Raw genomic sequence first — 25,543 nt, forward strand, 5'->3', positions numbered from 1 at the left:
CCCCGCCGTCACCCCCGCCCCGAGTGACCGGCCCGCCCCGGACGACGCCGCATACAGCGCCACCGTGCTCGCCAGCCACTGGATCCAGCGGCCCGGCCCGGACGAGACCCCCGCCGGGCAGCCGGCCGCGGAACAGGGACCGGCGCAACCGGTGCGCCCCGACCGGGTCGAGGGAAGCGTCCTGCGCTTCGGCCCGGGCGTGACCGCCGCCGCTCGGCAGCGCACCCACGTGACGCTGCCCGCCGTACCGCCCCCTCCCGCGCCCCGGGGCCGTCGGCTGCGCAGACACGCCCTGCCGGCGCTCGTCCTGGTCTGCGTTCTCGCGTTCCTCGCCTGGCAGCGCCTCGGCCCGCCCCTGGAGGTGAACACGGTGACGGTCACGGCCCGGCCGACGGCCCTTGGCTGTGGCGGCACCGCTGACCTCGTCGGCCTCGTCACCACGAACGGCCGCCCGGGCACGCTGTCCTACCGCTGGATCCGCAGCGACGGCACAGCCTCGGGCCTGCTGAAGGAAGAGCTGGTCCGGGGCCAGCGGCAGGCCCGCCTCCACCTGCGCTGGACCTTCGAGGGCCCGGGGCACCGCACGGCGCGGGCCGAACTGCGCATCCTCTCCGGGACGGCGCGCACGGCCACCACCGGCTTCGCGTACGACTGCCGCTGACCGGTCGTGACCGGTGGCGCGGTGCGAGGCGACGTGCGGATGTCCTGGGTGCGGCGATCAATGGCTCGCGGCACCCGGCCGGACCGCCGGCCCGCTGCGCGAGACGACGCGCGTGCCGCGGCCGTCGGCGACCCGGACCTGAAGCGAGCCGCATCCGCAGCGCGTCCACTCCGTGTGACCCGTCGCGGTGGTGTGCCGGGACAACACCCGGAACGGCTCGCCCCGGTCCGGCCGGCCGCAGTGCGGGCAGGCGGTGGCCTCGGTGCTGGGCATGGCTGACTCCTCGTACGTCGTGGCTGGGGGAACGTCGCGACACAGCCAGGGTGCGTCCAGAAGTCCGTACAGGTCCAGGTTGACTTTGTGGATGTCACTGTGAAGGCTGGCCTTCATGATTGACCTGCGCCGACTGCACGTCCTGAGGGCGGTCGCCCACTACGGCACGGTCACCGCGGCCGCCCGGGCCCTGCACTTCACCCCGTCCGCGGCCTCCCAGCAGGTCCGGCAGCTCGCCCGGGACCTGGGCGTCGACCTGCTGGAGCCGCAGGGGCGCGGGGTGCGGCTCACGCCGGCCGCCGAGAGCCTGCTCGCGCACGCCGACGCCATCCAGGCCCGCTGGGACCAGGCGGAACTGGATCTGCGGGCCGACCACGGGGCGCCCTCCGGGGTGCTGCGTGTGACCGGCTTCCCGGTGGCGGTCTCGGTGCTGCTGGCGCCGATGGCGGCCCGGCTGGGGGAGCGGCATCCGCGGCTGTCCGTCCGGATCACCGAGGCGGGCGTTCCCGCGAGTTTCGACCTGCTCTTCGAGGGCGGCAGCGATCTGGCCGTCGTCGAGGCGACCCCGCACAACCCGCCGCTGAGCGACGCGCGGTTCGACCAGGAGCCGCTGCTCGACGACCCGTTCGACCTGGTCGTACCCGAAGGGCACCGGCTGGCGGGGCGGGCCCGGGCCGATCTCGCCGAGGCGGCGCGGGAGGCGTGGATCGCGCCCGTGGAGGACAGTCCCTGCCGTCCGCACGTCCTGTCCGCGTGCGGCGCGGCCGGGTTCACTCCCGAGGTCGTCCACCATGCCCTCGACTGGAACGTCAGCGCCCACCTGGTGGCCCACGGGCTCGGCGTCGCGCTCATCCCGCGCCTGGCCCATCTGACCCCGCACCTGCCGATCGTCCGGGTGCCCTGCACCGGCAACCCGCATCGCAAGCTCCTGACCTGCACCCGGGGTGGCGGACACGCCCGGCCCGCGGTGGCGGCGGCGTTGACGGAACTGCGGGCCCTGGCCGCCACGGCGGTCGCCTGAACGGCCCGGGCGAGTGTGCGGCCCCACCCCATGGCATGCCGGAAGGGCCGGGGCCGTTGCCGGCCGCGGCCCTTCGTGGGCACGGGGTGAGGACGGTCAGGCCGCGGGGGTCTCCGAGACGTCGCCGTGCAGCCGGGCGATGACCTCGGTCAGCTGCTGGGCGACCTCGGCGTCGTCGGACGGGTGGGTCTCGGCGAAGCGGGTCACCGAGCCGGGGATGGACAGCTTGACGTCCTCCAGGACCTTGCCGCCGGCCACGCCCACGGACTTGCGGGTCTCGTCGTGGGCCCAGACACCGCCGTACTGGCCGAACGCGGTGCCGACCACGGCGACCGGCTTGCCGCTGAGGGCACCGGCGCCGTACGGGCGGGACAGCCAGTCGATGGCGTTCTTCAGGACGGCCGGGATGGTGCCGTTGTACTCGGGGGTGAAGAGGATCAGGCCGTCCGCGGCGCTCGCGGCCTCACGCAGCCGCGCGGCGGCGGCCGGGACGCTGCCGTCCACGTCGATGTCCTCGTTGTAGAAGGGAATCTCGGCAAGCCCCTCGAAAAGGTTCACCTCGGCGCCTTCGGGGGCGAGCTTGACGGCCGCCTCGGCGAGCTGGCGGTTGTGCGAACCGGCGCGAAGGCTGCCGACGAGGGCGAGGATACGAACGGACATGCTGAACTCCCACATCTGAGGCACTGCTCGGAAAGGCTGCTGACGATCCGGACCGGGGTCCGTTTAACGTTGTAGCATCCTAACCGGACCGCGGTCCAGTTTTGTTCCGGATGCTTTACGCTGGCTTCATGTCCGCCGTCCCGCACCCCCTTCCGACGCCCCAGGAGCCCGTCGGCCACCCCGAGCTGGTGCAGCTGGGGGCCGCCCTGGAGGGCGATGAGCCGTGCCTGCGGGCCGATGCCGCGCGCAACCGCGCCCGGCTGCTGGAAGCCGCCGGACGACTGGTGGCCGAGCGCGGCGCGGAGGCCGTCACGATGGAGGCGGTGGCCGCCGAGGCCCGCGTCGGCAAAGGCACGGTCTTCCGCCGGTTCGGTGACCGTACCGGCCTCCTGACGGCGCTGCTCGACCATTCGGAGAAGAAGTTCCAGGCCTCCTTCCTCGGCGGCCCGCCGCCGCTCGGGCCCGGGGCGCCGCCCGTGGAGCGGCTGAGGGCGTTCGGGTGTGCGATGCTGCGCCGGTCGACCGAGGACCTGGAACTCCAGCTGGCCGCCGAGCCCTGCGCGTCCCGCCGCTTCACCAACCCGGCCCGCGCCGTGCTGCACCACCACGTTGTCATGCTGCTGCGCCAGGCGGTCCCGGACGCCGACTGCGAGTTGCTCTCCCATGCGCTGATGGGCCAGCTCGACCCGGCCCTGATACATCACCTGACCAGGCAGTGCGGAGTGCCCATGGCCCGCCTGGAGGAGGCGTGGACCGACCTGGTCGACCGGGTGACGGCTACGGCGCCGACGGGCTGAGGTCCCCTCCCGGGGTCCCGTGACCGCTCACGGCTTCCTCACAACTCCCCCGCCGGAAGCGCGCATTGGGGCTTCTGCCAAGATGCCGTACGTCATGGTGCAGATACCGAAAACGCCCGCGCCCCCGTCCCCCGCACCGTCGCGCTCCGTGCCCACGAGCGCCGATGTGGCCCGCCTGGCCGGCGTCTCGCGCGCGACCGTCTCCTACGTCCTCAACAACACCAGCGCCGTACGGATCAGTGAACCCACCCGCCGCCGTGTGCACGAAGCGGCGAAGGAACTCGGCTACGTACCGCACGCGGCGGCCCGCAGCCTGCGCGCCGGGCACAGCCGCATGGTCCTGATCCCCGCGCCCACCTTCCCCGTCGGCCCGCTCTACAGCCGGTTCCTCACCGACCTTCAGAACGCGCTCGCCGCCCTGGACTACACGGTCGTGCAGCACGGCACCGGCGGCCCGCACGGCGACGAAGCCGCCCGCGCCTGGGCCGAGTTGCGGCCCGTGGCCGTGCTGGTGCCGGGCTCCGGCCTCGGTCCGCGCGGGGTCGCGGTGCTCAAGCGCTCGGGGGCCCGAGCCGTGGTCACCCTCGGCCCCGAGACCATCGAGGGCGCGCACGCGCTCCTCATGGACCACGACGTCGTCGGCCACAGCGCCGGCGCCCACCTCTACGACCGCGGCCGACGGCGGATCGGCGTCGTCGTACCGCAGGAGCCCGGCCTGGACACGTTCTCCGCACCCCGCCTCGACGGCGTGCGCCAGTCCGTGCGCGGCACGGACGCCACGGTGACCGAACTGCCCCTCGCCTACGACGAACAGGCTGCGGCGGCCCTCGCCGCCCGCTGGCGGACCCTGGGCCTGGACGCCGTGTTCACCTACAACGACGAGTACGCGATGCTGCTCATGCGGGCCCTGCTGGACGAGGGCATCCGCATCCCCGAGGAGACGGCCGTGGTCGGAGCCGACGACCTGGTGCTCGGGCGGCTGCTGCGGCCCCGGCTGAGCACGGTCCGCCTGGAGCTGCCCTGCGGCCGTGAACTCGCCGGACTCGTCGACCGCGCGGTACGCAAGCCCGCCACCGAACCCGAGACGCACAAGGTACTGGGGGCGACGGTGCTGCACCGCGAATCGAGCTGACGCCACGGCACCCGCCGTGCCGACGCGTGAGCGGGTGCCCGGCTTCCGCGCCACGGCAGGGCTAGGATGTTGCATGCTCAACAAAAACGGGGGCGCAATCCCGGGCGGCCGCGGCACACCGCTGCGCCGGCTGGGCGCGTCCCGCCCTGTGACCGCCCAACCGGCCGCGCACATACGGGAGTCCAGACCACCCCGTCAGCCGGTGACGATCGATCGGAGAGCCGTCATGCCGTTGCTCGACACCAGGGCCTGGCAGCCCCGCCGCCTCGCGGGGCCCGGGTACACCGTCACCGAGCCCGCCACCGGCCACGCCCTCGGCACCCTCGCCCTGGCCACCCCGGAGGACGTCGGCGCCGCCGCCGGACGGGCCGCCACCGCACAGCGCGCCTGGGCGAGCACCCCGCACTTCGCCCGTGCCGCCGTGCTCCGCAAGGCGGGCGACCTGTTCACCGCGCACGCCGACGAACTGCGCGAATGGCTCGTCCGCGAATCGGGTTCCGTCCCCGGCAAGGCCGACTTCGAACTGCACGTGGCCGCCCAGGAGTGCTACGAGGCCGCCGCCCTCGCCTCCCGCCCGGCCGGCCAGGTCCTGCCCAGCGAGGCGCCCCGCCTGTCGTACACGCGCCGCGTCCCCGCCGGTGTGGTGGGCGTGATCTCGCCCTTCAACGCCCCGCTGATCCTGTCCATCCGCTCCGTCGCGCCGGCCCTGGCGCTCGGCAACGCGGTCCTGCTCAAGCCGGACCCGCGCACGGCCGTGTGCGGAGGGCTGTCCCTCGCCGCGGTCTTCGCCGCCGCCGGCCTGCCGGAGGACCTGCTGCACGTGCTGCCCGGCGGCCCGGACGCCGGACAGGCCCTGGTCGCCGACCCGCGCGTGCCGGTCATCTCCTTCACCGGCTCCACCGCCGCCGGACGGGCCGTGGGCGAGGCCGCCGGACGCCACCTCAAGCGGGCCCACCTGGAACTGGGCGGCAACTCCGCCATGATCGTGCTGGAGGACGCCGACCTCGACGCGGTGATCTCCACGGCCGCCTGGGGCTCGTTCTTCCACCAGGGCCAGATCTGCATGACCACCGGACGCCATCTGGTGCACGCGTCCCTCTACGACGAGTACGTCCAGCGGCTGGCCGCCAAGGCGGACTCGCTCGCCGTCGGTGACCCGTACCGGGACCAGGTCCACCTGGGCCCGATCATCGACTCGGGCCAGCTCGGCAAGATCAGCGGCCTGGTCGAGGCCAGCAGGAACGCGGGCGCGAAAATCGTCGCCGGTGGCACCCACGACAGGCTCTTCTACCGGCCGACGGTCCTCGCCCATGTCGACGACCACACCCCCGCCTACACGGAGGAGGTCTTCGGGCCCGTCGCGCCCGTCCGCTCCTTCACCACCGCCGACGAGGCGGCGGCCCTGGCCGCGCAGAGCCCGTACGGCCTCTCCCTGGGCATCGTCACCAGGGACCCGGCCCGCGGCCTGGACCTCGCCGAGCGCATCCCGACCGGCATCGTGCACATCAACGACCAGACCGTGAACGACGAGGCCGTGGCGCCCTTCGGCGGAGTCGCCGCCTCCGGCACCGGCGCCCGCTTCGGCGGTGAGGCCAACCTGGAGGCCTTCACCGAACTGCGCTGGACGACGGTACGCGGAGACGTGGCTCCGTACCCCTTCTGATGCCGAGCAGGGTCCGCTAGCCGGCCTGCTGGCCCTCCTGAGCCTGCTGCTCGGCGATCGCCTTGCGGACCTCGTCCATGTCGAGGTTGCGGGCCTGCCCGATGACGTCCGTGAGGGCGGCCTCGGGCAGGGCCCCCGGCTGGGCGAACACGGCGACCTGGTCACGGACGATCATCAGCGTGGGGATGGACTGGATACCGAAGGCGGCCGCCAGCTCGGGCTGCGCCTCGGTGTCCACCTTGCCGAACACCAGGTCCGGGTTCTCCCCGGCCGCCTTCTCGTACACCGGGGCGAACTGCTTGCACGGCCCGCACCAGTCGGCCCAGAAGTCGATCAGGACGAACTCGTTGTCCGTGACCGTCTGGTCGAAGTTCTCCTTGGTGAGCTCCACGGTGCTGCTCATGGCGTACATCCCTACTTCCTGGTGTGGGGTCAAGCCGTCGGCACAACACGGCCGACCGGACACGTATTCCGCGCCCCTACCCATGTGGCCAGGGCGCACACCACCCACCAGACTGACCCCATGACGGAAACGGAAACCAACGCGTACGACGTCGTGGTGCTCGGGGCCGGGCCCGTGGGGGAGAACGTCGCCGACCGCACCCGCGCCGCCGGACTGACCACCGCGGTCGTGGAGAGCGAACTCGTAGGCGGCGAGTGCTCCTACTGGGCGTGCATGCCCAGCAAGGCCCTGCTGCGGCCGGTCATCGCCCGCGCCGACGCCCGCCGCGTGCCCGGCCTGCGCCAGTCCGTGCAGGGCCCCCTCGACGCGGCCGCGGTCCTCGCCCACCGGGACTACTACACCTCCGACTGGAAGGACGACGGCCAGGTCGGCTGGCTCGACTCCATCGGCGCCGACCTGCACCGCGGCCACGGCCGCCTCACGGGGCCGCGCACGGTGACCGTCACCGGCCCCGACGGCGGCGAGCGCGTCCTGACCGCCCGGCACGCCGTCGCCGTCTGCACCGGCAGCCGCGCCGCCCTGCCCGGCCTCCCCGGGCTCGACGCCGTCAAGCCGTGGACCAGCCGGGAGGCCACCAGCGCCAAGGCCGTGCCCGGCCGGCTGATCGTGATCGGCGGCGGCGTGGTCGCCACCGAGATGGCCACGGTCTGGCAGGCCCTCGGCTCCCAGGTCACCCTGCTGGTCCGCGGCAAGGGCCTGCTCCCCAGGATGGAGCCCTTCGCCGGGGAACTGATCGCCGAGACGCTCAAGGAGGCCGGAGCGGACGTCCGTACGGGGACCTCGGTGGAGTCGGTGACCCGGGAGAACGGGACGGTCGTGGCCGTCACCGGCACGGGCGAGCGCATCGAGGCCGACGAGATCCTCTTCGCCACCGGCCGCGCCCCGCGCACCGACGACATCGGCCTGGAGTCGATCGGCCTCGACCCCGGCTCCTGGCTCCCGGTCGACGACAGCCTCCGCGTGAGCGGCCACGACTGGCTGTACGCGGTCGGCGACGTGAACCACCGCGCCCTCCTCACCCACCAGGGCAAGTACCAGGCCCGCATCGCGGGCGCCGCCATCGCCGCGCGGGCCACCGGCGAGACCCTCCTGGCGGAGCCCTGGGGCGCCCACGCCGCGACCGCCGACCACACGGCCGTCCCGCAGGTCGTCTTCACCGACCCCGAGGCGGCGGCCGTGGGCCTGTCCCTGGCCGAGGCTGAAGAGGCGGGGCACCGGGTGAGGGCCGTCGACGTGGACCTGGCGACCGTCGCCGGGGCAGGCCTCTACGCCGACGGCTACCAGGGCCGCGCCCGCATGGTCGTCGACGTCGAGGACGAGATCCTGCGGGGCGTCACCTTCGTCGGCCCCGGCGTCGGCGAACTCATCCACTCCGCGACCATCGCGGTCGCCGGCCAGGTCCCGGTCGGCCGCCTGTGGCACGCCGTCCCGTCGTACCCGACGATCAGCGAGGTGTGGCTGCGGCTGCTGGAGGCGTACCGGGACGCGTGACCTCCGGTCAGCCGACCCCGAGGCGGTCCCGCCACCCACGGGACAGCCTCGGGCGGAGGAAGACGACGCCTTGCTGAGTACCGACGGCGAGGTCGAGGCGGGGGCTGCCGGGCAGGGCGGTCAGGCAGGTCACGAGGGCGGGCAGCGGTGCCGACCAGACCTTCTCGCGGCTCGGCAGGTGACACAGGACGACACCGTGTTCGTCACTGACGGCGACGAGGGCCTCGCCGTTCGGGGCGTTGCCGCTCCAGAGCAGCCGTGAGGCGTCGACGGGGAGACGGCCGACGGTCCCGGGAGCCGACGGATCCCAGACGGCGACAGGGGCGGTACGGGCGTACCCCGAGGTCTGGCCGGTGAGGGACAGCAGCAGCGGGCCGCCCGTGGGCGGGTCGGCCCAGCGCAGGTGGCGGTTGCGGGTGTCGCCCGACCGGCGGCGGACGACCCCGTGCCGCGGCGGGTCGCCGAGCTGCGGGACCGCCAGCTGCCGCAGTGCCGACGTGTCGAGCACGAAGACCTCGCCCCCGCTGCACTGCTGTGCGACCCAGCGTGTTCCCCTCTCGTCGCGGTGCGGCAGAAGGAACCGGAGCGCATCGGCGAGTTCGAATTCCGCCTGCGCGACGGGTGCATCCGAGGTGATGTCGAAGAGCTGCCCGTGTGCGGACGGGTCCTGCCGCGTCTCCGATCGTTTCGCGTTCGTGTACATGAGCAGTTTGGTCTCACCGGACGGTGTGGTGAACGCCGCCATGCAGTCCGGCCCGGTGGCCGCATGACCGGGCCCGGGGAGGGCCACCCAGGCGGAGCGCTGCTCCGGGGACCCGAGCCGTCTGATGGCCGACGCCGTTGCGTCGAACGCGAGGAACCGGGCCTTCGCGTGACCGGCCGCCGGTGGCACCGCCAGCAGGTGGGAGTGCGGGGGCACGTCCGGGCTGACGACGGTCCGGTGCGTCCGGCCGTCGGTTTCCCACCGGCTCCACAGCAAGGCGTGCCGCGAAGAAGCCGCGGGCTCCTCCCCGCTTTCCCAGTGGAGCAGATGGAGAGTGCCGTCGGCGTCCTGGGCGATGCGTTCGTCGTCGAGGAAGACCGACGGGACGGCCGACCCGCACGGTGACCACGCCGGGCCGCGCTCGCGCGTGCCCGGGAGCGGCTGTTCGACACGTACGAGCCTGTGGTTGCGCAGGGCCAGAACAGCTGTCGGGTCCGCCGCCCAGACGAAGAGCAGGTCCACCTCCATGCGGGTGCCGTTCGGTCCGGCGAACTCCGGCGGGCCGGACGGCGGGTGCTCGTGAGCGCCCCAGGGCCACAGCCGGGCGGTTCCGTCGTTGGAGATGGCGAGGATGTCGGGGCCGGCCGCCGGCCCGCGGCTCTCCAGCAGACGAACCGCACACACGGCGCTCTCGTGACCGAGCAACGGGAAGCCGAGCTGTGTGTCCGTCGCGGTATCGGACACGACCAGGGGACGGTCGAAGAACGAGGTCACCAGATGGACTCTGCCGTCGATCAGAGCGGTCGCAGCCCCGAACAACGGACGCAGAGGATCACCCGCTGCCCGTACGGGCGGTCCGTCGGCGGGGGCCAGCAGCAGCCGGGTGTTCTCCCCCGTCACGAAGACGGGAGCGCTCGAACTGCCGGCCGCGAAGCCTCCGCGGAAGCCCGAGAGGCCCGAGGAGGCAACCCTCGTGACGGTACGGGTACCGGTGTTGAGGAGAGTCAGCCCGCTCTCGTGCTCGGTGACCGCCACGAGCGTGCCGTCCGGAGTGTGGAGGTGGTCCGTGAGTTCCGGTCTGTGCAGACCGTCCAGAGCCCTCCACGAGCCCCCGGATCCGTCGAGGTCGTAGACGGTGACATGCCCCTGCGCGGCATCGCACACCAGCAGCCGTGTCCCTCCTTCGCCGTCCTGCGTCAGACACGCGGAACTGCCCGGTTCGTACACGGTCTCGTCAGGTCCCGCCGTGTAGTGCGTGCGGGTACGACAGGGCACCTCGACGAGCGGTGTGGGTCCCGCCAGGTCGACGGCCACCACGCCCTCGTCCGTGCCGCACACGACGACGGCCGTGTCCCCCGAGACGACCGAGGCGTCGAGGAGAAGGGACCAGCCGGTGCCGGACACCGTCCGGACCAGGGTCTGCTCGGCGACGTCCCACACCCTGAGCGTGCTCGTGGAGTCAAGGGTGATGGCCTCGGCGCGGCCGTCGGCGCGGCACAGCAGCACGAGCCCCTCCACCATGGCGGGATGAGGCAGGACCGTGGACTGGGAAGGACTGTCGAGCATCCACACGTGCACACGCGTGTCTCTCGGCGCCAGGGCCAGCACGACCCGGTCGCCCCCGGGCAGGACGGTGTCCCTGATCTTCCAGTCCGGTGACATGGACCGCGGGGCGTAGCCGGCTCCGTCGTGCCGCCCGACCACCCGGTGCGGTGTGATGCCCCGCCCCTCCACGTCGACGCGCTCCAGCGAGCGCGCCAGCCCTTCCGCCTGCCGCCGCAGCCCGTCCTCCCCGTACGCCCCCGCCACGTACGACAGCAGCGCCGCCGGATCGGCACTCGGCGGATCCGCGTCCACGAGGAGATACGCGAACCGCTCCACCGCCATCGCCAGCATCGGCCGCCGGACGGCCTCCCGGACCGCCGGCAGCAGTGTCGAGGGATCGGCCGCGAGCAGGAACGCCGCGTCCTCGATGAGGTCGTCCAGCGCACCCGCCCCGGCCGCATGGGTCGCCAGATGGGCCCGCACATAGGGGTGGGCGCGCGACCAGTCCCCGTCCGGGACGAAGTCCAGCAGCGTCTCGACGAAGCTCTCCTGGACGTCCCGCAGGTCCCGGCGGCTCAGCACCCGGCTCTTGATGTGGTCCGTCAACTCCTGGTGATACAGCCGGAAGTACGTCGTCCCGTCCACCCGGACATCGGCCAGATAGGAGGCGTCCTCGTCCAGCAGCACCTCGACATCGGCCTCCGCGAGGGCGATCCCCGCCAGCCGCGCCGCCACCCGGATCCACATGCGGCGGGGCAGCCCGCTGCCCTCCCCGAACGCCAGGGCCGTCAGGAGCGCCATGGTCGTCGTGTGACGCTCCGGCCGCATCCGCTGGAGGTAGGCCTCGAAGGCCCCGCCCACGTCCGAGGGCAGTTGCCCGGCCCAGCCCGGCACCGAGGTGTCCACCACCGGACCGCGCAGCAGCGCGCTCGCCGTCATCCGCGCGACCAGGAAACAGCGCCCGGCCCGCCGGGCCACCTCGTGTGCGACCTGGCGGGCGGTGCCGGGGCAGTGCTCGTACGGGGCGCCCTTGTCACCGAGGATCTTCGCGACGTATGCGGCCGTGTCCGTGTCGTCGGCGTAGGTGCCGGTGTCGAGGTTGACGACGGGGAAGCCGCCTCCGAGGTGCGGTATCAGCTCCCGCCGCGATCCGACGACCAGCCGTACGCACGGCACGCCCGCGAGCGGGCGCAGCAGGTCCCAGGCGATGCGGCGGGCCTCGGCCTTGCCGCTGCCGGCACCGGCCTCGTCGAGCGAGTCGACCACGATCCGCAGAGGCCGCTGACGGCCCGACAGCGCTGTGAACAGGGCCACCGGAGTGGCCGCTCGGACGTCGGCCGCCGCCGCGAACCGTCCGACCAGCGCCTCCAGCGTCTGGTGGTGGGCGTTGACGGAGGCGTCGGCGTGCCCCTCCAGGACCAGCCGGCCCAGCACCGCGGACTTCCCGGAACCGGGGTCGGCGGTGACGACGAGGAGCCTTGCCGGGCCCTCGCCGCCGAGGTGCGTGCGGAGGTCGCGCAGGGCACGCTCTCGCCCGGTGAAGTACGAGCCGGGATCGTGCACATGCTCCACCCCCCGCCCGCGCGGCTCGAAGTGGGAGGACAGATCCGAGGCCTCCCCGCGCACCCCCTCGCCCGTGACCTCGGCGTGCGGGTCGAACGAGGGGTTCACGAAGAACGGCGGCCGCTCGGAGTGGTCGACCGACGAGCAGGCAGCCCGCTGCTGCGAACCGGCCGCTTTGAAGCACTGGTTGACCCGATTGGTCACGACGTCGGGCGCGAGGTAGCGCTGTGACGGCCCGTCGCCCTGCGCACAGGCCTTGACCAGTTCGGTGACGAAGGCACCGTCGCGCGCCAGGTCCCGGTGGCGCGCGGACGCCAGCAGCCAGGTGCCCGCGCCGAAGGAGTCCGCGAGCCCCCGGCTCGCGACGATGGAGTCGGTCACCCGGCCGATGTCCGCGCCGGCGGCGGCCGCGTGACAGGCGTCCACGACGAACAGCACGTTGCGGACGGGGGAGACGGCCAGGGTCTCCGCGAGATGCGGCAGGGACAGCCACGAACGGGGCTGGTCCCACCTGCTGTCCGTGCAGGCGAGCCGGTACTGGCCGGTGGGGGAGCGGTCACCGTGCCCCGCGTAGTAGAGGACCACGACGTCGTCGGCCGACAGCTCCGCGGTGCGGCACCAGTCGGCCAGGGCGTCCTCGAAGGCCCCCGGGTCGGGGTCGTACGACACGCCGGTCAGGACCCGTTCGTAGCCCATGGACGCGAAGAGGTCCGCCACCCGGTCGGCATCCCGGTGCGCCAAGGGCAGTCCGGGGCCCTCGCGGTAGTGCAGCGTGCCCGCCGCGACGACGTAGCGCCTCGAACCGTTCCCGGACTCGCCCAACGCCCCTCCCCGTGTGAGGGGACAAGGTTACGCGTGCGCGGGCGCCACCAGAGCACGGTAGTCGTCGTCCCACAGGTCCTCCACCGCCTCCGGCACCCTGGTGGATGAACCGCGGCCCGCCTCCGGGTCGGTCTGCCCGCTAGGGCAGGTCGAAGCCCAGCGCCCGCGCCGCCTCCTCCGGCGTGGGCCGGCCCCAGCGCTCCGCCATCGCCTGGTTGGAGGACAGCGAGCGCAGCTCGGCGCGGTCCAGGTACAGGACACCGTCGAGGTGGTCCGTCTCGTGCTGCACGATCCGGGCCGGCCAGCCCGAGAACACCTCGTCCAGCGTCCGCCCGTGCTCGTCCTGCCCGGTCAGTCGCACCTCGGCGGGCCGCGTCACCACCGCCTGCCAGCCCGGCACGCTCAGGCAGCCCTCGAAGAACGCGGCCCGCGCGTCACCGACGGGCTCATAGGAGGGATTGACCAGGACGCGGAAGGGCTGCGGCACCCGCCCGCGCGCGAGACGCACCTCCTCCGGCACCGGCGCCGGATCCTCGATCACGGCGATCCGGAGCTCAACGCCCACCTGCGGGGCCGCCAGGCCGACCCCGGGCGCCGCCCGCATGGTGATCCGCAGGGCCTCGACGAACCGGGCCAGCAGGGCCGGCCCCAGCTGACCGTCGAACGGCTCGGTGCCGCGCCGCAGCACCGGGTCACCGGCCGCGACAATGGTCAACGGCAGCCCTTCATCGAGGAGTTGCCCGACCCGTTCGGCCAGGGGTGCGCGATCGTCCGGAGTTCCCATCGTTTCAGCATGGCACGGCACCCCCCACCCCCATGTGATGCGCGTCACATGAATTCTTCGGGAACTGAACGCCCCGCTGCTCCGACTACTGCACCGCAACGGCCACCGCCGACACCGCAACGGCCCAGAAGAGACCCCCCGGAGAAGCCAGCCGATGACCACCGCTCCCTCGGCCACCACGGACGAGGCCCCCCAGCCAGCCGCCCCGGCCCCGTCGAAGAGCAACTGGGCACCCCTGCGCCCGCTGATCCTCCGCCTGCACTTCTACGCCGGGGTGCTGGTGGCGCCGTTCCTCCTCGTCGCCGCCGTCACCGGCCTGCTGTACGCCGGTTCCTTCCAGGCGGAGAAGCTCGTGTACGACCACGAGATGACCGTCCCCGTCGGAGAGCGGAAGCTGCCGATCGGCGAGCAGGTGGCCGCCGCCCGCAAGGCCCATCCCGAGGGAACGGTCTCGGCCGTCCGCCCTTCGCCGGAGTCCGGCGCGACGACCAGGGTGATGCTGTCCGGTGTCCCGGGCGTCGGGGAGGGCCACACCCTCGCCGTGTTCGTCGACCCGTACACCGCGAAGGTGCGGGGCTCCCTGGAACAGTACGGCTCGACCGGCGCCCTGCCGTTGCGCACCTGGATCGACGAGTTCCACCGGGACCTGCACCTGGGGGAGACGGGGCGGCTGTACAGCGAGCTGGCGGCCAGCTGGCTGGGCGTCATCTCGGCGGGCGGACTGGCGCTCTGGTTCTCCCGGCGCCGCGCCCTGCGCAAGGTGCGGGGCACCAAAGGGCGGCGCCGCACGCTCGGACTGCACGGCAGCCTCGGCGTGTGGGCGGCGGCCGGGTTCTTCTTCCTCTCGGCGACCGGTCTGACCTGGTCGGCGTACGCCGGGGCCCACATCGACGAGCTGCGCACCTCACTGGGCCAGGCCACCCCGTCGGTGTCGGCGGCGGCCGGCGGCGAGCACGGCGGCCACGACTCCGCCGCCGGGCGGGCGGGCGACGCCGCGCACGGCGTGGGCCTGGACAAGGTCCTGGCGGCGGCACGGGCCGAAGGGCTGGGTGACCCGGTGGAGATCGTGCCGCCCGCCGACGCGGGCTCGGCGTACGTCGTCAAGCAGGTCCAGCGCAGCTGGCCCACGAAGCAGGACGCCGTCGCGATCGACCCGGCCGGCGGCGAGGTCGTCGACGTGCTGCGCTTCGCGGACCACCCGGTGCTCGCGAAGCTCACCCGCTGGGGCATCGACCTGCATACCGGCGTCCTCTTCGGCCCGGCCAATCAGATCGCCCTGATGCTGCTCGCGCTGTCCCTGATCCTGCTGATCGTCTGGGGCTACCGCATGTGGTGGCAGCGCGGCCGCGGCGGCGCCTTCGGCCGCCCCGTGCCGCGCGGCGCCTGGCAGCAGGTCCCGCCGCAGATCCTGGTGCCGCTGCTCGCGGGCGTCGCCGTCCTCGGCTACTTCCTGCCCCTGTTCGGCATCCCGCTGGCCGTGTTCCTCGCCGTCGACATCCTGCTGGGGGAGATCGCCTACCGGCGGGGGCGGCGGTCGTACGGGACCCCTGCCGGGGAGCGGTAGCGGAACTCCAGGCACACGGATGCCCGGCTCCTCAAGGAGCCGGGCATCTTCGCTTACAGCCCGGGTCGGCGCTCCTCGAAGTCACCCGCGAGCGCCGAGGCGATCCGCAGGTGCGACTCCGCCTCCTCGTGCCGGTTCTGCCGCTGGAGGGTGCGGCCGAGCATCAGCCGGGCGTAGTGCTCCACCGGGTCCCGCTCGACGATCGAACGCAACTCGGCCTCGGCGCGGTGCAGTTGGGCGGAGTGGTAGTAGGAGCGCGCCAGGAGCAGCCGGGGCCCGGTCTGCTCGGGCACCTCCTCGACCAGCCCGACCAGGACGCGCGCGGCGGCGGCGTAGTCCTTGGCGTCGAAGAACAGCTGCGCGCGCTCCCAGCGCTCGGCCGGGGTTCCGTGGGCGTAGTACGTGGTGTCCTGCGTGGTGTTCACTCGGGGCCTCCTTCGAGGCCGACAACCGGGTCCGCCCCTCCGGTATTCCGCCGGCGGGTGTCGCGGGCGGGTGTGTGGGGGAGAGCGGGAGCCCCTAGCGGGTCAGGATGGCCAGTTCGGCGCCGTACCGCTCGGTGAGCAGAGTCAGTACGCGACCGGTGACGGCCAGGTCCTCCGCCGGGATGCCGTCGTAGATCCGCGCGGTGCTGGGTGCCGTCGCCGCGGAGGTCGTGGCGTACAGCCCGCGGCCGGCGTCCGTGATCCGTCCCTCCCCCTCCCCGTCCGGGGCCAGCAGCCCCGCGGCGATCAGCTCGTCGAGCACGCCGTGCGCCTCCCCGGCGCCGGTCCTCAGCGCTTCGGTGACGCCGTCGACCAGCTGGTCGCGCCCGACCGGGCCGTCGGCGATCGCGGCGAGGCGGAGGGTGACGGACTGCTCGAAGGTCATGCCGTGCCGGTCCAGCACCTGCTGGAGGAGGGCGCGGCCGGCGTAATGGGCCAGGCCGATGACACGGGGGTCGACGAGGGGTGTGGTGGTCATGACCGCTCCGTCCCGTTCTCGCTGAAGGGTTCAAGAGGTGCGTCGAGCAGGGCCGTCAGTTCGCGCGTGAACTCCTGCGTGCGTGCGCGCGCTGCCGAGGCCGCCGAGCGGGCCGAGGAGCTGCTGGAGGAGGCCGTGGACGACCTCGATCGCCCGCCCGGTGACCTCGCGGCCCTGTTCGGTGAGGGCGAGCTGCACCGCGCGCGGGTCACGCGGGTCCCGGGTGCGCTCCAGGAGCCCGGCGTTCTCCAGCGCGCGGCCCAGCTTCGACACATAGAGCGGCTCCAGTCCGGTGTGGTCGGCGAGGCGGCGCTGGCTGGGCCGTTCGCCGGAGCGCTGCATGCCGTGCAGCGAGGCGACCAGGGAGTACTGCGCGTGGGTGAGGCCCAGCGGGGCCACCGCACGGTCGACCGCGACCCGCTACTTCATCGACAGCAGGCCGCTCTCGTCATCACCTCCGGCGCATCGTGCGATGGCCGCGTCCCCGGTGCCGAACCGGCCTGCCGCTCGGCACGAGAGGTGTCCGTTCCCTCCCTAGAATGAAAGGGCAGGTGCCCCGAGTGCGAGGGTGTCGGACGGGAGGGCGGCCGTGCGACAGGAAACCGATCGACGTGACGATCCGCCGGACGACCTGACCGGCGTGTTCGTCTACCGGGTGCGCGAGGACACCTGGTGGTGGTCGGACGAGCTGTACCGCCTGCTGGGCCGCGTCCCGGACTCGGTGGAACCGACGGGCGAGCTGTTTCGCGAGCACCGGCATCCGGACGACCGCGAACGGGTGGAGAAGGCGCTGGCCTCGGTGCGGGCCGACGGCAGGCCGTTCGGCTGCTACCACCGCGTCTTGGACACCTCGGGTGAGGAGCACGCCGTCGTGCTGGTGGCCGACGGACGGACGGACGACAACGGCGACGTGGTGACGCTGCGAGGCTTCATCATCGACGTCACCGAGTCGCTGACCTCCCATGCGCGCGACCTCGCCGAGGGCGACGTGACCCGGGCCAGGGCCAGCCAGCAGGACATCGACCTGGCCCGCGGCATCCTGATGGCTCAGTACGGTGTGGACCCGGACGTCGCCATGCGTCTGCTGCGCCGCCGGTCCCAGGACACCAACCGCAAGGTCCGGGACCTGGCCCGGGAACTCCTCGCCGCGGCTCCCACACCGGCAGCAGGACCCCGGCAGGACCTGTCCCAGCGGATCGGCTCGGTCCTGTACTCCCGTGAGACCGACTGAGCGCACCAGCGCTCGCGCGCCGCCGGAGTGCGCCAGCCATGCGTCCGGAGTGCGCCCGCGGTGCGTCCGGAGTGCGCCTGCCATGCATCCGAACGAGCGCCCGGGAGCGAAACACCGGATGCACAGCCCGATGTGCTTCCTGTCGGGCCGACCGGATTCCGGAGGTGTGACCATGACCGATTCGCTGCCCCCGCCCGGAGAGACGCCGCCCGTGGAGGGGACGACGGCCGAGGCACATCACGAACGTCCGGACGGCGGGGTCTGGGAGCACCCACGACTCTTGCTGTCCCTGGTCGTGATCGGCTGCCTGCTGGTCGCCGCGTTCTTCGTCGTGCGCATCCTGGGACTCTGAGGATCCGCGTCAGGCCGGGGATCCGGGGCACCAGGCAACGACTTCCCACGCCGCACTCCCGAGGAGACACACCGGTGACGCAGACCCTGCCCCGCGACGCCCGTCAGCCCCGCCGCCTCCGGCGCTGGCCACTCCTGCTCCTGCTGCTCGCCCTCAGCTACGCGGTGGCCGCCGTGGGTGGGCTCGCGTCGTCGGACGCCGCGAGCACCTACCGTTCACTCGACCGACCCGCCTGGGCCCCGCCCTCCTGGCTGTTCGGCCCGGTCTGGACGGTGCTCTACGCGACCATCGCGGTCTCCGCGTGGCTCGTGCTGCGTCGACGCCCCCTGGCGGAGGCCAGGGCGGAGACCGGCGCCTGGAGCGCTCAACTCGCCCTCAATCTGGCCTGGACGCCGCTGTTCTTCGGAGCCGGGCAGTACGGCCTCGCGTTCCTCGACATCTGCCTGCTGCTGGCCGCGATCGGCACGACGATGGTGCTCTTCCGCCGCAGCAGCAGGGCCGCCTGGCTCCTCCTCGTCCCGTACGCGTTGTGGGTGTTGTACGCGGCCTCCCTCAACTTCGCCATCTGGCAACTCAACGGCTGACGCCAGGGGTTCGGACGACGGCTTTCGGCCTCTTCGCGGCCCGGTCCTTCACCACGCGCTCGTCTCCGCTTCTCGACAGCGGCGGTGACAAGGCGCGCCGGCCGAACGTCCGCCTCCCCGAGTCCCGCCGGGGTCTTTCAGTGTCAGATGTCGCGTCGTGGGTTTCGCCCGGCCACGGGGCGGGGGCGCGGGAGTCGGGGATCACCGGACCGGCCACGGTGGCGCGGACTAGACTCGGCCGGGCTCGCGCGGGCGTGCGCCCGTAACAAGCGGGTGCGATGTGTCCTTCGTGGAGGGCTTCTCGCGGACCGTGGGGAGAGGCGTCGGCGCGGAGGGCCGCATACGCGGGTCGCCGGGCGCACGAGTTCGTCCAGGGGGAGGGGGTCGCCGATGACACAGCACCGGCGAAGCCGGCCGGACGGGGCCGGTGCACGCGTGCGGTGGACCGGCAACCGCGCGTGGGTCGCCGCGGCCGTCGGGGTGCTCGCACTGCTCACCGCCGCCCTGGTGCACCTGTTCACCCGGCCCGTCGATCCCTTCGAGCCGCCCGAGCTCCTGCCACCCGCCGCCTCCGCGCCCGGCCGGACCTCCCCGCCGGACCGTGCGTCCCCGCCCGTCCGGGCGGGCACGAGCCCGCCGGAGTCCCGGCCCTCCTCGCCCGCACCACCGTCCACGGCGCCCGCAGCGTCGTCGAGCGCTCCGTCCAGCGCGGCGTCCGACGACGCCGGACTCGAGCCGGACGGCTCCACCGACGGCGAAGCCGCCGTCCTGTCCCGCGGCGATCAGGGCAGCCAAGTGCTGGATCTGCAGCGCAGGTTGCGGACGGCGGGTGTCGACACGGCGCCGGTCGACGGAGTGTACGGCCAGCCCACCGAGGCGGCCGTGCAGAACTACCAGGCACTGCGGGGTATCCGGACGGACCCACCCGGTGTCTACGGCCCGGACACCCGGTCGGCCCTGGAACGCGAGACCTGACGGCAGCCCGGCAGTACCTCGGCAGCCAGAACCCACCCGGGCGTCAGAACGAGGCGTCCCCAGCCGGTGACGCGCCCCCGGGCACCTTCCCCGTCGCCGTTCGGTGCCTCGGCCCCGCCTGTTCGCCGCCCAGCCTCAGCAGCAGCTGCGCCCCTCCGTGGCGGCTCGTGCCGACCAGCAGCCGGCCCCCCGCCTCCGCGGCCACCCGCGCCGCGATGTCCAGCCCCAGCCCGCTCGATGCCCCTCCGCTGTGGCCACGGACGGAGGCCGCCTCCTGGAGAGGGATCCCCGGCCCCCCGTCCTCGACGACGAGGGAGGGCACGCCGTCCAGCAGTCCGGCGTACACCTCGCACCGGGTGCCCATCGGAGTGTGCCGGAAGACGTTGCCGAGCAGGGCGTCCAGCGCAGCCACGACCTCCTCCTCGCCCACGTCGACCGTGACGGGTACGGAGTCCACCGTCACGTCGCAGGGCCGGCCCTGCGCGCGGGCCAGAGTCGCCCAGAAGGCCATGCGGGTGCCCACCGCGGTGGTGAGTTCGGTGCCCTGGCCGGGCACGGGCGAGGCGTCGGCGGACCCCTTGCGCGTCAGGCCGATCAGATGGGTCACCTGCTGGTCGAGCGCGGTCACCGCCGCACGCAGACGGTCCGCCGCGGGCCCCTCGACCGTGTCCAGATCCAGCTTCAGGGCAGTCAGCGGAGTGCGCAGGCGGTGCGACAGGTCGGCGGCGAACTCCCTCTCCGACTGCATCAGACCCGCGATCCTGTCGGTCATGGTGTTGAAGGCAGCCGCCACCTTGCGCACTTCCTGCGGCCCGCCGACGGGCACGCGTACGCCCAACTCGCCCTGGCCGACGGCGGACGCCGCCCGGACGAGCTCGCCCGCCGATCGCACGAGCCTGCGGGTGATGAGGTCCGCACCCATGGCTGCGATCAGCGTCAGCGCCGCCACGGCGCCGGCCAGCACCGTCCACGCGGCAGCCACGCCGTCGGTCTTCTCCGCCTCGCGCACCAGCGACTCCACGAAGGCCGTACGACCGTCCGGCAGGCGGACCGGCAGCAGCAGCACGTCCTGACCGTCCACGGCACGGGCCCGGACCGTCCGGCCTTCCCTGGAGGCCTGCCCCAGTGCGCTCCCGGGTGCCCGGCACCGTCCCACGTCGGCGTCACCCGGAACGCGCACGCACGTCGACGCCGCGTCCTCACCCGTGCTCCGCCAGGCGGCGCGCACCGCGCCCGGGTCACGGGTGGCCGCGAGGACCGTCACCAGCGCCGCGGCCCTGCGCTCCGACCGCTGCTGCGCCCGGTCGGCCGCCTGCTGCCGCGCCGCGTACCCGAGGGGCAGGGCGAAGGCGAGCGTGGTGAGCAGCGCGATCCCCAGGGAGAGGCGCAGTTGCCAGGTGCGCAGGGTCATGCCGCTGGCACCACCAGTCTCAGACCCACGCCCCGGACGGTCTCCACGTAGTCGCGGGCCCCGCCGCTCTCGGCCAGCTTCCGCCGGAGCCAGTAGACGTGGACGTCGATGGTGCGGTCGTACACGTCGCAGCCCCGCCACACCTCGGTGAGCAGTTCCCGGCGTGTGACCACGGCGCCCTGACGCCGCGCCAGGTAGGCCAGCAGGTCGAATTCTCGCCGGTTGAGGTCGACGGCCGCACCGCCGAGGCTGACCTGGCGCTGCGTCATGTCTATGACGAGACCGCCCACGTGCAGGGTGTCCGGTGGCGCCTGCCCCGCGCGGCGCAGCACCGCCAGCACCCGCGCGGCGAGCTGTTCCCCGGAGAACGGCTTGACCAGGTAGTCGTCGGCTCCGTCGCGCAGCAGCCGGATGATGTCCGACTCGTCACTGCGTGCCGTCGCGATGATGACGGGCACCCGGCTGACGGCGCGCATCATCTTCAGCGCCTGGCCGCCGTCGAGGTCGGGCAGCCCCAGGTCGAGGACGACCAGGTCGGGGAAGGGCGGGACGAGCCGGCGCATCAGCTCCATGGCCGTGCCCACCGCCGTCACGTCATGGCCCGCGGACGTCAGGGAACGGGTGAGCGCTTCGCGGACGAGTACGTCGTCCTCGACGATCAGAACCGAGGTCATGCGGTCACCGTAGGTCAGGGACGGCGCGGTCAGAGGGGTCTTGGCTCCTCCAGTGCATCGGCGAGACGGCGACGACCGCGCGCGAGCCGGGTCTTGACGGTGGCTTCCGGGATGCCGAGCCGCTCGGCGACGTCACGCACCGGCAGGTCGAGCAGATGGTGCAGGACCAGCACCTGCCGGTATTTGAGGGGCAGTTCGCGCACACTCTGGACGACCACGACATGGTGCTCGTCGGCGGGCGGATGGGGAGCGGCGGGGCCGAGGCGCACCAGGGCGGCCCGGGCACGCTGGGCCTGACGCATCCGGGAGCAGGCGAGATTGTGGGCGACCCGCCGCACCCAGGCGTACGGGACGTCGTAGGAGCGGATGCGCTCCCAGCGGGGGACGGCTCGGGAGAAGGCCTCCTGCGTGCAGTCCTCCGCGACGTGGGCGTCCCCGGTCATCAGGTAGACGTGCCCCGCCACGGCCCGGAAGGTGCTGGCATAGAAGTCCTCGAACCGCGCCGTGCTGCTCACCCATGCTCCTTACGTACGGCTTCCTGCCCGGCGGCGGAGCGCCGCGTGCCGTGGTGGCGGCCCGGCCCTTCCGCTGGGGGCTGAGGGGGCGGAGGGGACCGGGCCGGTGTGGCCCTCCGCGGTGGGCGAGGCGTCAGGTGGCACTCGGGCACCGCGGAGGGGGAATGCGGACGGTGGCCGTCCGAGGCAGATCCTGTCGGGTCACAGCGTGCGGACACCATGCCTGCCGGGCAGGTCAACGCGATGCTGTCGCTCAGAAAACGCGGAGATAACACAAGCACCCGGTCCGGCCGTCGACGCCGGAGCACACGGGCCGGCGCAGAGCACCGCACCGCCGGAACACCCGGGTGCGCCCGCAGTACCCCAGGAGGAGCGGGCCGAGGACCGGAGCGGAACCGCAGGGCCGCGCGGAGTCCTCCTGCGGGCTGCCTGCCTCGGCGGAGCCGTGCGTCGGGCGCCGGCTCACCACGTCCTGGTGAGTTGCCTGCACGTCCTGGTGAGCCGGCCGCGCCGCTCGCCCGGACGGCTCCGGGGGAGCGGTCGTGGTCAGCAGCCCGAGGAAGGCGGCTGCGACCGCACCGGTCAGGGCCGGTCTCAGCCATCGGCGGTCGCGGCGGTCAGGGATCATGGCGTCGCTGCTCCTCGTCGTCTCCGGGTGGCACGGGCGCCGGAGGGCCGGCGGCCCTTGGGGGACGGTGGGGAACACCCTGCGCGCCCCGTGCGGGTTTCGGCCGTGCGCAGGGCACGCGCCCCCATCCGAGGGGGTGTTGTCAAGCGGGGCTTACGCGAGGGTCAACGGACCCTTCTCCGCTTGTGCGGGCCCTGGCCGCGACTGCACGATCGTGGCGGTGAGGCACGGCGGCGGCGCTCCGGGGACGGGAGTCCGTGCGTCACACGCATGCGGTGACCCGGTACAGGGACGACGTACCGGGTCACCGCATTTCTGTGCGTTGCGCAGGCGGTGGGAGGGTGAGGCCTCCCGGCCACTTCTCGAAAACCGGCCGAGAACCAGATTGAACGTTCGGCCTGCGGCGCCCGTACCTGTCGGCGACAAGCTGGCAGGGGTACTGGGGGCACCGGCACCCGTAGCGAAGCCCGGGGACTTCTCCGTGGAGAGGTCCGACGGTCTTCGCAGGAGCCAGAGGACGTCATGACAGGCAAGCGAGGAAACGGAAAGTCCCGCACGTACCGGATCGCCGGTGCGGGTGTGGTCGGCGCCGCACTGATCGCCGGCACCTTCGCCGCGGCGGGCGCGTTCGCCGGGCAGGGCGGCGAGCAGACGCCCGCCCGGACCTTGAGTGCGCAGAGCATCGCCTGCCCCTCCGTGGAGGGGTTGCCGGAGATTCCGGCCGAGGCGCAGGAAGAGGTCACGAAGAACCTGGAGTTGCTGGACAAGCAGCTCGCGGAGGCCAACTCGCGGCTGGCGAAGTCCCAGGGCGAGGGCGGCCCGAACTTCGTGCAGAACGCGATCCTGGGCCCGCTGGAGGGCAAGCGCACGGCCGCGCTGAACCGCATCGAGACGGCCATCGGCCGCGTCGCCGAGAAACCCGAAGGACTGGAGCGGTTCGCGCCCTGCGCCCTCGGGGGCGAGGGCGGTGCGGGCGGCGCCGGCGAACAGGCGGAAGGCGCCGGTGGTGAGCAGGCGGAAGACGCCGGTGGTGAGCAGGAGGCGGCAGGCGGTGCGGCCGGAGCGGACGGGGCTCCCACGGTCAACTGCCCCGACGTGGCAGGCAAGCTGCCGGCCGGTATTCCGGCCGGGGCCCAGGGGCAGGTCGACCGTGAACTCGCCGCCTTGGAGCGGGAGATCGGTGAGGCCAATGCGCGGCTGGCGCGGTCCCAGGGTGAGGGCGGCCCGAACTTCATCGACAACGCCATCCTCGGTCCGCTCGGCAACAAGCGGAAGGCTGTGATCGACCGCATCGAGATCGCGTTCAAGCGCGAGGGCGCCACGCCTCCGGCAGGACTGGACGGGTTGGCGGAGTGTCAGCTGAACGGCTGACCCACCTCTCCTCCGGCCGACCTCCTGGGACGGAGGGGCGCCTGGACTCGCCATGAGCCGGAGGCACGGCTCCCCACGCGGACCGCGGTCCGCGTGGGGAGCCGTGCCGGTCCGGTGAAGAGATCCGGTCCGGTCCGGCGGTGAGATCCGGTCCGGCGAAGAGATCGGTTCCGGTGAAGGGATCCGGGCCGGTGAAAGGGTCCGGGCCGCGGAAACGGCCCCAACCCCCGAAATGTGCTGCGTCATCGGAAGTGAAGCGAGGACATGGTGGCTCGATCGCCCGGCAGGGCTCCGCTGCAGAACCGGATCAGGCTGGTCACGGAACTCGGCAGCAGGGCGGGCGTCTCCCATTGGTTCGCCCGCGACGAATGCGACGGGCGGGAGTTGTACGCCTTGCAGGTCTCCGCGGGCCCGGGCAGGGGAGTCCGGCGCGCTCAGCAGGTCGCGGTGCGGTACCTCAGGCAGAGCGTCTACCTCCAGTCGGTCGACCCCGGCCGCTTCCCCGTCAGCGTCGGCGCGTTCGTCGCGGGCGGCAACGTGTGGTGTGTGGAGGAGCGTCCCCACGGCCGGACCCTCGGTGACTTCGTCGCCCACCACCGGGTCTCCCGTCCGCAGGCGGCAAGGATCGGTCTCGCCATGCTGCGCACCCTGTCCGTCGCCCACTCCAAGGGCATCGTCCGCGGGTTCATCGCGCCCGAGCAGGTGTGGATCGGAGAGTCCGGTTCCGTCGTGCTCAGCGGCAGCGGCTCAGGCGAACTGCTGGCGTCCGGATGCGTGCCCCTGCTGCCCCGGGCGCGGACCCTAGCACCGGAGATCAGCGCTCGCTCGCCCCTCGAACCGGCGGCCGACCTGTGGGCGTTCGGCAGAATCCTGGCCTTCCTGCTCGTGGGCAACGTCAATCCGTCCGGTGGCGCGGCCGCCCGGGACCCCGCCGTCCGGCTCGTACGCGACCTCATGCGCGAGGAGAAGGAGGCCAGGCCGTCCGCCTCCGCGGCCCGCCGGGCCCTGCTGCGCATCCTCCAGGAGGAGAATCGTTTGTCCGCAGTGCCGCCCCGTCCTGCCGTCCCTCCTCATCCGGCCTTCCCGGCGACCTAGGCGACGGACCGCAGCGCCCGCCCGGACCCGCCAAGGCGACGATGTCCTCCAGCTAACTCCGCCTTAACCCCGAGGTGCGCGTCCTCCCTGGATGCGGGTGGCGGGAGTGCTCTACCTTGCGAGGCGTGGGAGCGCTTCCACCGTGTGAGACCGGCGGAGCGTGCGTCGGCCGGAAGCGAACGACACGCCGGCGTCCGGCACGTCGCTCCCGCACGTCACCTCACCCCGGCTTCGGTGGCGCCCGCACGGCACGGGCCTCTCCGCCGCCGGGCTCGGCATCCCTTCGGACCCCTCGTTCGGTCGACAGCACGACTCCAACCACGGGAGACCCGCACATGAGTCGTACCAGAACCGCGCTCCTCGCCGCCCTGGCGCTGGTCACCGGCGCCACCGGCACCGCCTTCGCCGTCGTCCCCGGCGGCACCGGTGCGTCCGCCGTCCCCTGCACCGTCGACTACAAGGTGCAGAACCAGTGGGACACCGGCTTCACCGCGTCCGGGACCGTCACCAACCACGGCGCCGCCAAGTCGTCGTGGGCGGTGAAGTGGTCGTACGCCGGCAACCAGAAGGTCACCAACGGCTGGAACGCCAAGATCAGCCAG

Annotated in this window: 24 protein-coding genes and 1 pseudogene; 14 read left to right on the forward strand and 11 right to left on the reverse strand. The window is 73.1% G+C overall.

Annotated features, from left to right (window positions below; translation table 11 throughout):
* On the forward strand, positions 1–661 hold a 661-nt coding region (locus tag GTY56_RS31265; protein ID WP_161368652.1), incomplete at its 5' end, for a hypothetical protein.
* Positions 662–718: 57 nt separating this feature from the next.
* Here the strand turns inward: GTY56_RS31265 and GTY56_RS31270 are convergent.
* Entirely contained in the window at positions 719–934 is a 216-nt protein-coding gene (locus tag GTY56_RS31270) for a hypothetical protein (RefSeq protein ID WP_161368653.1), read from the reverse strand.
* A gap of 115 nt (positions 935–1,049) precedes the next feature.
* On the opposite strand from GTY56_RS31270, the gene GTY56_RS31275 reads away from it, so the two are divergent.
* On the forward strand, positions 1,050–1,955 hold the full coding sequence (locus GTY56_RS31275; protein WP_161368654.1) for a LysR family transcriptional regulator: 906 nt from the start codon (positions 1,050–1,052) through the stop codon (positions 1,953–1,955).
* A gap of 96 nt (positions 1,956–2,051) precedes the next feature.
* On the opposite strand, the gene GTY56_RS31280 is transcribed toward GTY56_RS31275, so the two are convergent.
* Complete coding sequence (locus tag GTY56_RS31280) at positions 2,052–2,615, reverse strand: NAD(P)H-dependent oxidoreductase (protein ID WP_161368655.1); 564 nt, start codon at positions 2,613–2,615, stop codon at positions 2,052–2,054.
* 128 nt (positions 2,616–2,743) lie between these two features.
* On the opposite strand from GTY56_RS31280, the gene GTY56_RS31285 reads away from it, so the two are divergent.
* The 3 genes from GTY56_RS31285 to GTY56_RS31295 all read left to right on the forward strand — a co-directional run bounded on the left by GTY56_RS31285 (position 2,744) and on the right by GTY56_RS31295 (position 6,207).
* A complete protein-coding gene (locus tag GTY56_RS31285) occupies positions 2,744–3,412 on the forward strand; it encodes a TetR/AcrR family transcriptional regulator (protein WP_161368656.1) in 669 nt (222 codons plus the stop codon).
* Between the two features lie 82 nt (positions 3,413–3,494).
* The gene (locus tag GTY56_RS31290) at positions 3,495–4,544 is read left to right on the forward strand and encodes a LacI family DNA-binding transcriptional regulator (RefSeq protein WP_524540163.1); all 1,050 of its coding nucleotides are present in this window, start codon (positions 3,495–3,497) and stop codon (positions 4,542–4,544) included.
* 226 nt (positions 4,545–4,770) lie between these two features.
* The gene (locus tag GTY56_RS31295) at positions 4,771–6,207 is read left to right on the forward strand and encodes a benzaldehyde dehydrogenase (RefSeq protein WP_161368658.1); all 1,437 of its coding nucleotides are present in this window, start codon (positions 4,771–4,773) and stop codon (positions 6,205–6,207) included.
* A gap of 16 nt (positions 6,208–6,223) precedes the next feature.
* Here GTY56_RS31295 and trxA read toward each other — a convergent pair whose 3' ends face one another.
* Positions 6,224–6,610 (reverse strand): thioredoxin, encoded by a 387-nt coding sequence (gene trxA / locus GTY56_RS31300; protein ID WP_033308037.1) that lies wholly within the window; start codon positions 6,608–6,610, stop codon positions 6,224–6,226.
* A 120-nt stretch (positions 6,611–6,730) separates the two neighbouring features.
* Here trxA and GTY56_RS31305 point away from each other — a divergent pair, with 120 nt between their 5' ends.
* A complete protein-coding gene (locus GTY56_RS31305; protein ID WP_161368659.1) occupies positions 6,731–8,161 on the forward strand; it encodes a dihydrolipoyl dehydrogenase family protein in 1,431 nt (476 codons plus the stop codon).
* A 7-nt stretch (positions 8,162–8,168) separates the two neighbouring features.
* On the opposite strand, the gene GTY56_RS41230 is transcribed toward GTY56_RS31305, so the two are convergent.
* On the reverse strand, positions 8,169–12,794 hold the full coding sequence (locus tag GTY56_RS41230; RefSeq protein ID WP_161368660.1) for a caspase family protein: 4,626 nt from the start codon (positions 12,792–12,794) through the stop codon (positions 8,169–8,171).
* A gap of 139 nt (positions 12,795–12,933) precedes the next feature.
* On the reverse strand, positions 12,934–13,578 hold the full coding sequence (locus GTY56_RS31315; RefSeq protein ID WP_161368661.1) for a peptide deformylase: 645 nt from the start codon (positions 13,576–13,578) through the stop codon (positions 12,934–12,936).
* Between the two features lie 154 nt (positions 13,579–13,732).
* Here GTY56_RS31315 and GTY56_RS31320 point away from each other — a divergent pair, with 154 nt between their 5' ends.
* A complete protein-coding gene (locus GTY56_RS31320) occupies positions 13,733–15,142 on the forward strand; it encodes a PepSY-associated TM helix domain-containing protein (protein WP_161368662.1) in 1,410 nt (469 codons plus the stop codon).
* A gap of 53 nt (positions 15,143–15,195) precedes the next feature.
* Here the strand turns inward: GTY56_RS31320 and GTY56_RS31325 are convergent, their stop codons facing one another.
* The 3 genes and pseudogenes from GTY56_RS31325 to GTY56_RS31335 all read right to left on the reverse strand — a co-directional run.
* Positions 15,196–15,567: a tetratricopeptide repeat protein gene (locus tag GTY56_RS31325; RefSeq protein WP_161368663.1), complete on the reverse strand. Its 372-nt coding sequence runs from the start codon at positions 15,565–15,567 to the stop codon at positions 15,196–15,198.
* A gap of 94 nt (positions 15,568–15,661) precedes the next feature.
* Complete coding sequence (locus GTY56_RS31330; protein ID WP_161368664.1) at positions 15,662–16,105, reverse strand: winged helix DNA-binding protein; 444 nt, start codon at positions 16,103–16,105, stop codon at positions 15,662–15,664.
* A pseudogene (locus GTY56_RS31335) lies at positions 16,102–16,525 on the reverse strand (MarR family winged helix-turn-helix transcriptional regulator); the annotation flags it as partial. The gene GTY56_RS31330 and the pseudogene GTY56_RS31335, both read right to left, overlap by 4 nt.
* Positions 16,526–16,694: 169 nt before the next feature.
* On the opposite strand from GTY56_RS31335, the gene GTY56_RS31340 reads away from it, so the two are divergent.
* From GTY56_RS31340 to GTY56_RS31355, 4 genes are all read left to right on the forward strand, one after another.
* Positions 16,695–17,336 carry an ANTAR domain-containing protein gene (locus GTY56_RS31340; protein ID WP_161368665.1) on the forward strand — a complete coding sequence of 214 codons (642 nt, stop codon included), beginning with the start codon at positions 16,695–16,697 and terminating at the stop codon, positions 17,334–17,336.
* Between the two features lie 172 nt (positions 17,337–17,508).
* The gene (locus GTY56_RS31345; RefSeq protein ID WP_161368666.1) at positions 17,509–17,688 is read left to right on the forward strand and encodes a DUF6480 family protein; all 180 of its coding nucleotides are present in this window, start codon (positions 17,509–17,511) and stop codon (positions 17,686–17,688) included.
* 74 nt (positions 17,689–17,762) lie between these two features.
* Positions 17,763–18,272 carry a TspO/MBR family protein gene (locus GTY56_RS31350; RefSeq protein ID WP_346345626.1) on the forward strand — a complete coding sequence of 170 codons (510 nt, stop codon included), beginning with the start codon at positions 17,763–17,765 and terminating at the stop codon, positions 18,270–18,272.
* 390 nt (positions 18,273–18,662) lie between these two features.
* On the forward strand, positions 18,663–19,247 hold the full coding sequence (locus GTY56_RS31355; RefSeq protein WP_161368667.1) for a peptidoglycan-binding domain-containing protein: 585 nt from the start codon (positions 18,663–18,665) through the stop codon (positions 19,245–19,247).
* A 43-nt stretch (positions 19,248–19,290) separates the two neighbouring features.
* On the opposite strand, the gene GTY56_RS31360 is transcribed toward GTY56_RS31355, so the two are convergent.
* From GTY56_RS31360 to GTY56_RS31370, 3 genes are read right to left on the reverse strand one after another with little or no spacing between them, the layout of a single operon-like run.
* Positions 19,291–20,658, reverse strand: a complete 1,368-nt coding sequence (locus GTY56_RS31360) for a sensor histidine kinase (protein ID WP_161368668.1) — start codon at positions 20,656–20,658, stop codon at positions 19,291–19,293.
* The gene (locus GTY56_RS31365; RefSeq protein ID WP_161368669.1) at positions 20,655–21,332 is read right to left on the reverse strand and encodes a response regulator transcription factor; all 678 of its coding nucleotides are present in this window, start codon (positions 21,330–21,332) and stop codon (positions 20,655–20,657) included. Before GTY56_RS31365 ends, GTY56_RS31360 begins: the two co-directional genes overlap by 4 nt.
* Positions 21,333–21,361: 29 nt before the next feature.
* Entirely contained in the window at positions 21,362–21,847 is a 486-nt protein-coding gene (locus GTY56_RS31370; RefSeq protein WP_161368670.1) for a sigma-70 family RNA polymerase sigma factor, read from the reverse strand.
* Between the two features lie 1,150 nt (positions 21,848–22,997).
* Here GTY56_RS31370 and GTY56_RS31375 point away from each other — a divergent pair.
* The 3 genes from GTY56_RS31375 to GTY56_RS31385 form a co-directional block, all read left to right on the forward strand.
* The gene (locus GTY56_RS31375) at positions 22,998–23,846 is read left to right on the forward strand and encodes a hypothetical protein (RefSeq protein ID WP_237525118.1); all 849 of its coding nucleotides are present in this window, start codon (positions 22,998–23,000) and stop codon (positions 23,844–23,846) included.
* Between the two features lie 264 nt (positions 23,847–24,110).
* Positions 24,111–24,941: a hypothetical protein gene (locus GTY56_RS31380; RefSeq protein WP_161368671.1), complete on the forward strand. Its 831-nt coding sequence runs from the start codon at positions 24,111–24,113 to the stop codon at positions 24,939–24,941.
* 335 nt (positions 24,942–25,276) lie between these two features.
* Positions 25,277–25,543 (forward strand): cellulose binding domain-containing protein (locus GTY56_RS31385; RefSeq protein WP_202510990.1); only part of this gene is annotated, 267 nt, incomplete at its 3' end.

It is taken from the genome of Streptomyces sp. SID5643 (genome assembly GCF_009872555.1).
Taxonomy (GTDB): Bacteria; Actinomycetota; Actinomycetes; order Streptomycetales; family Streptomycetaceae; genus Streptomyces; species Streptomyces iakyrus.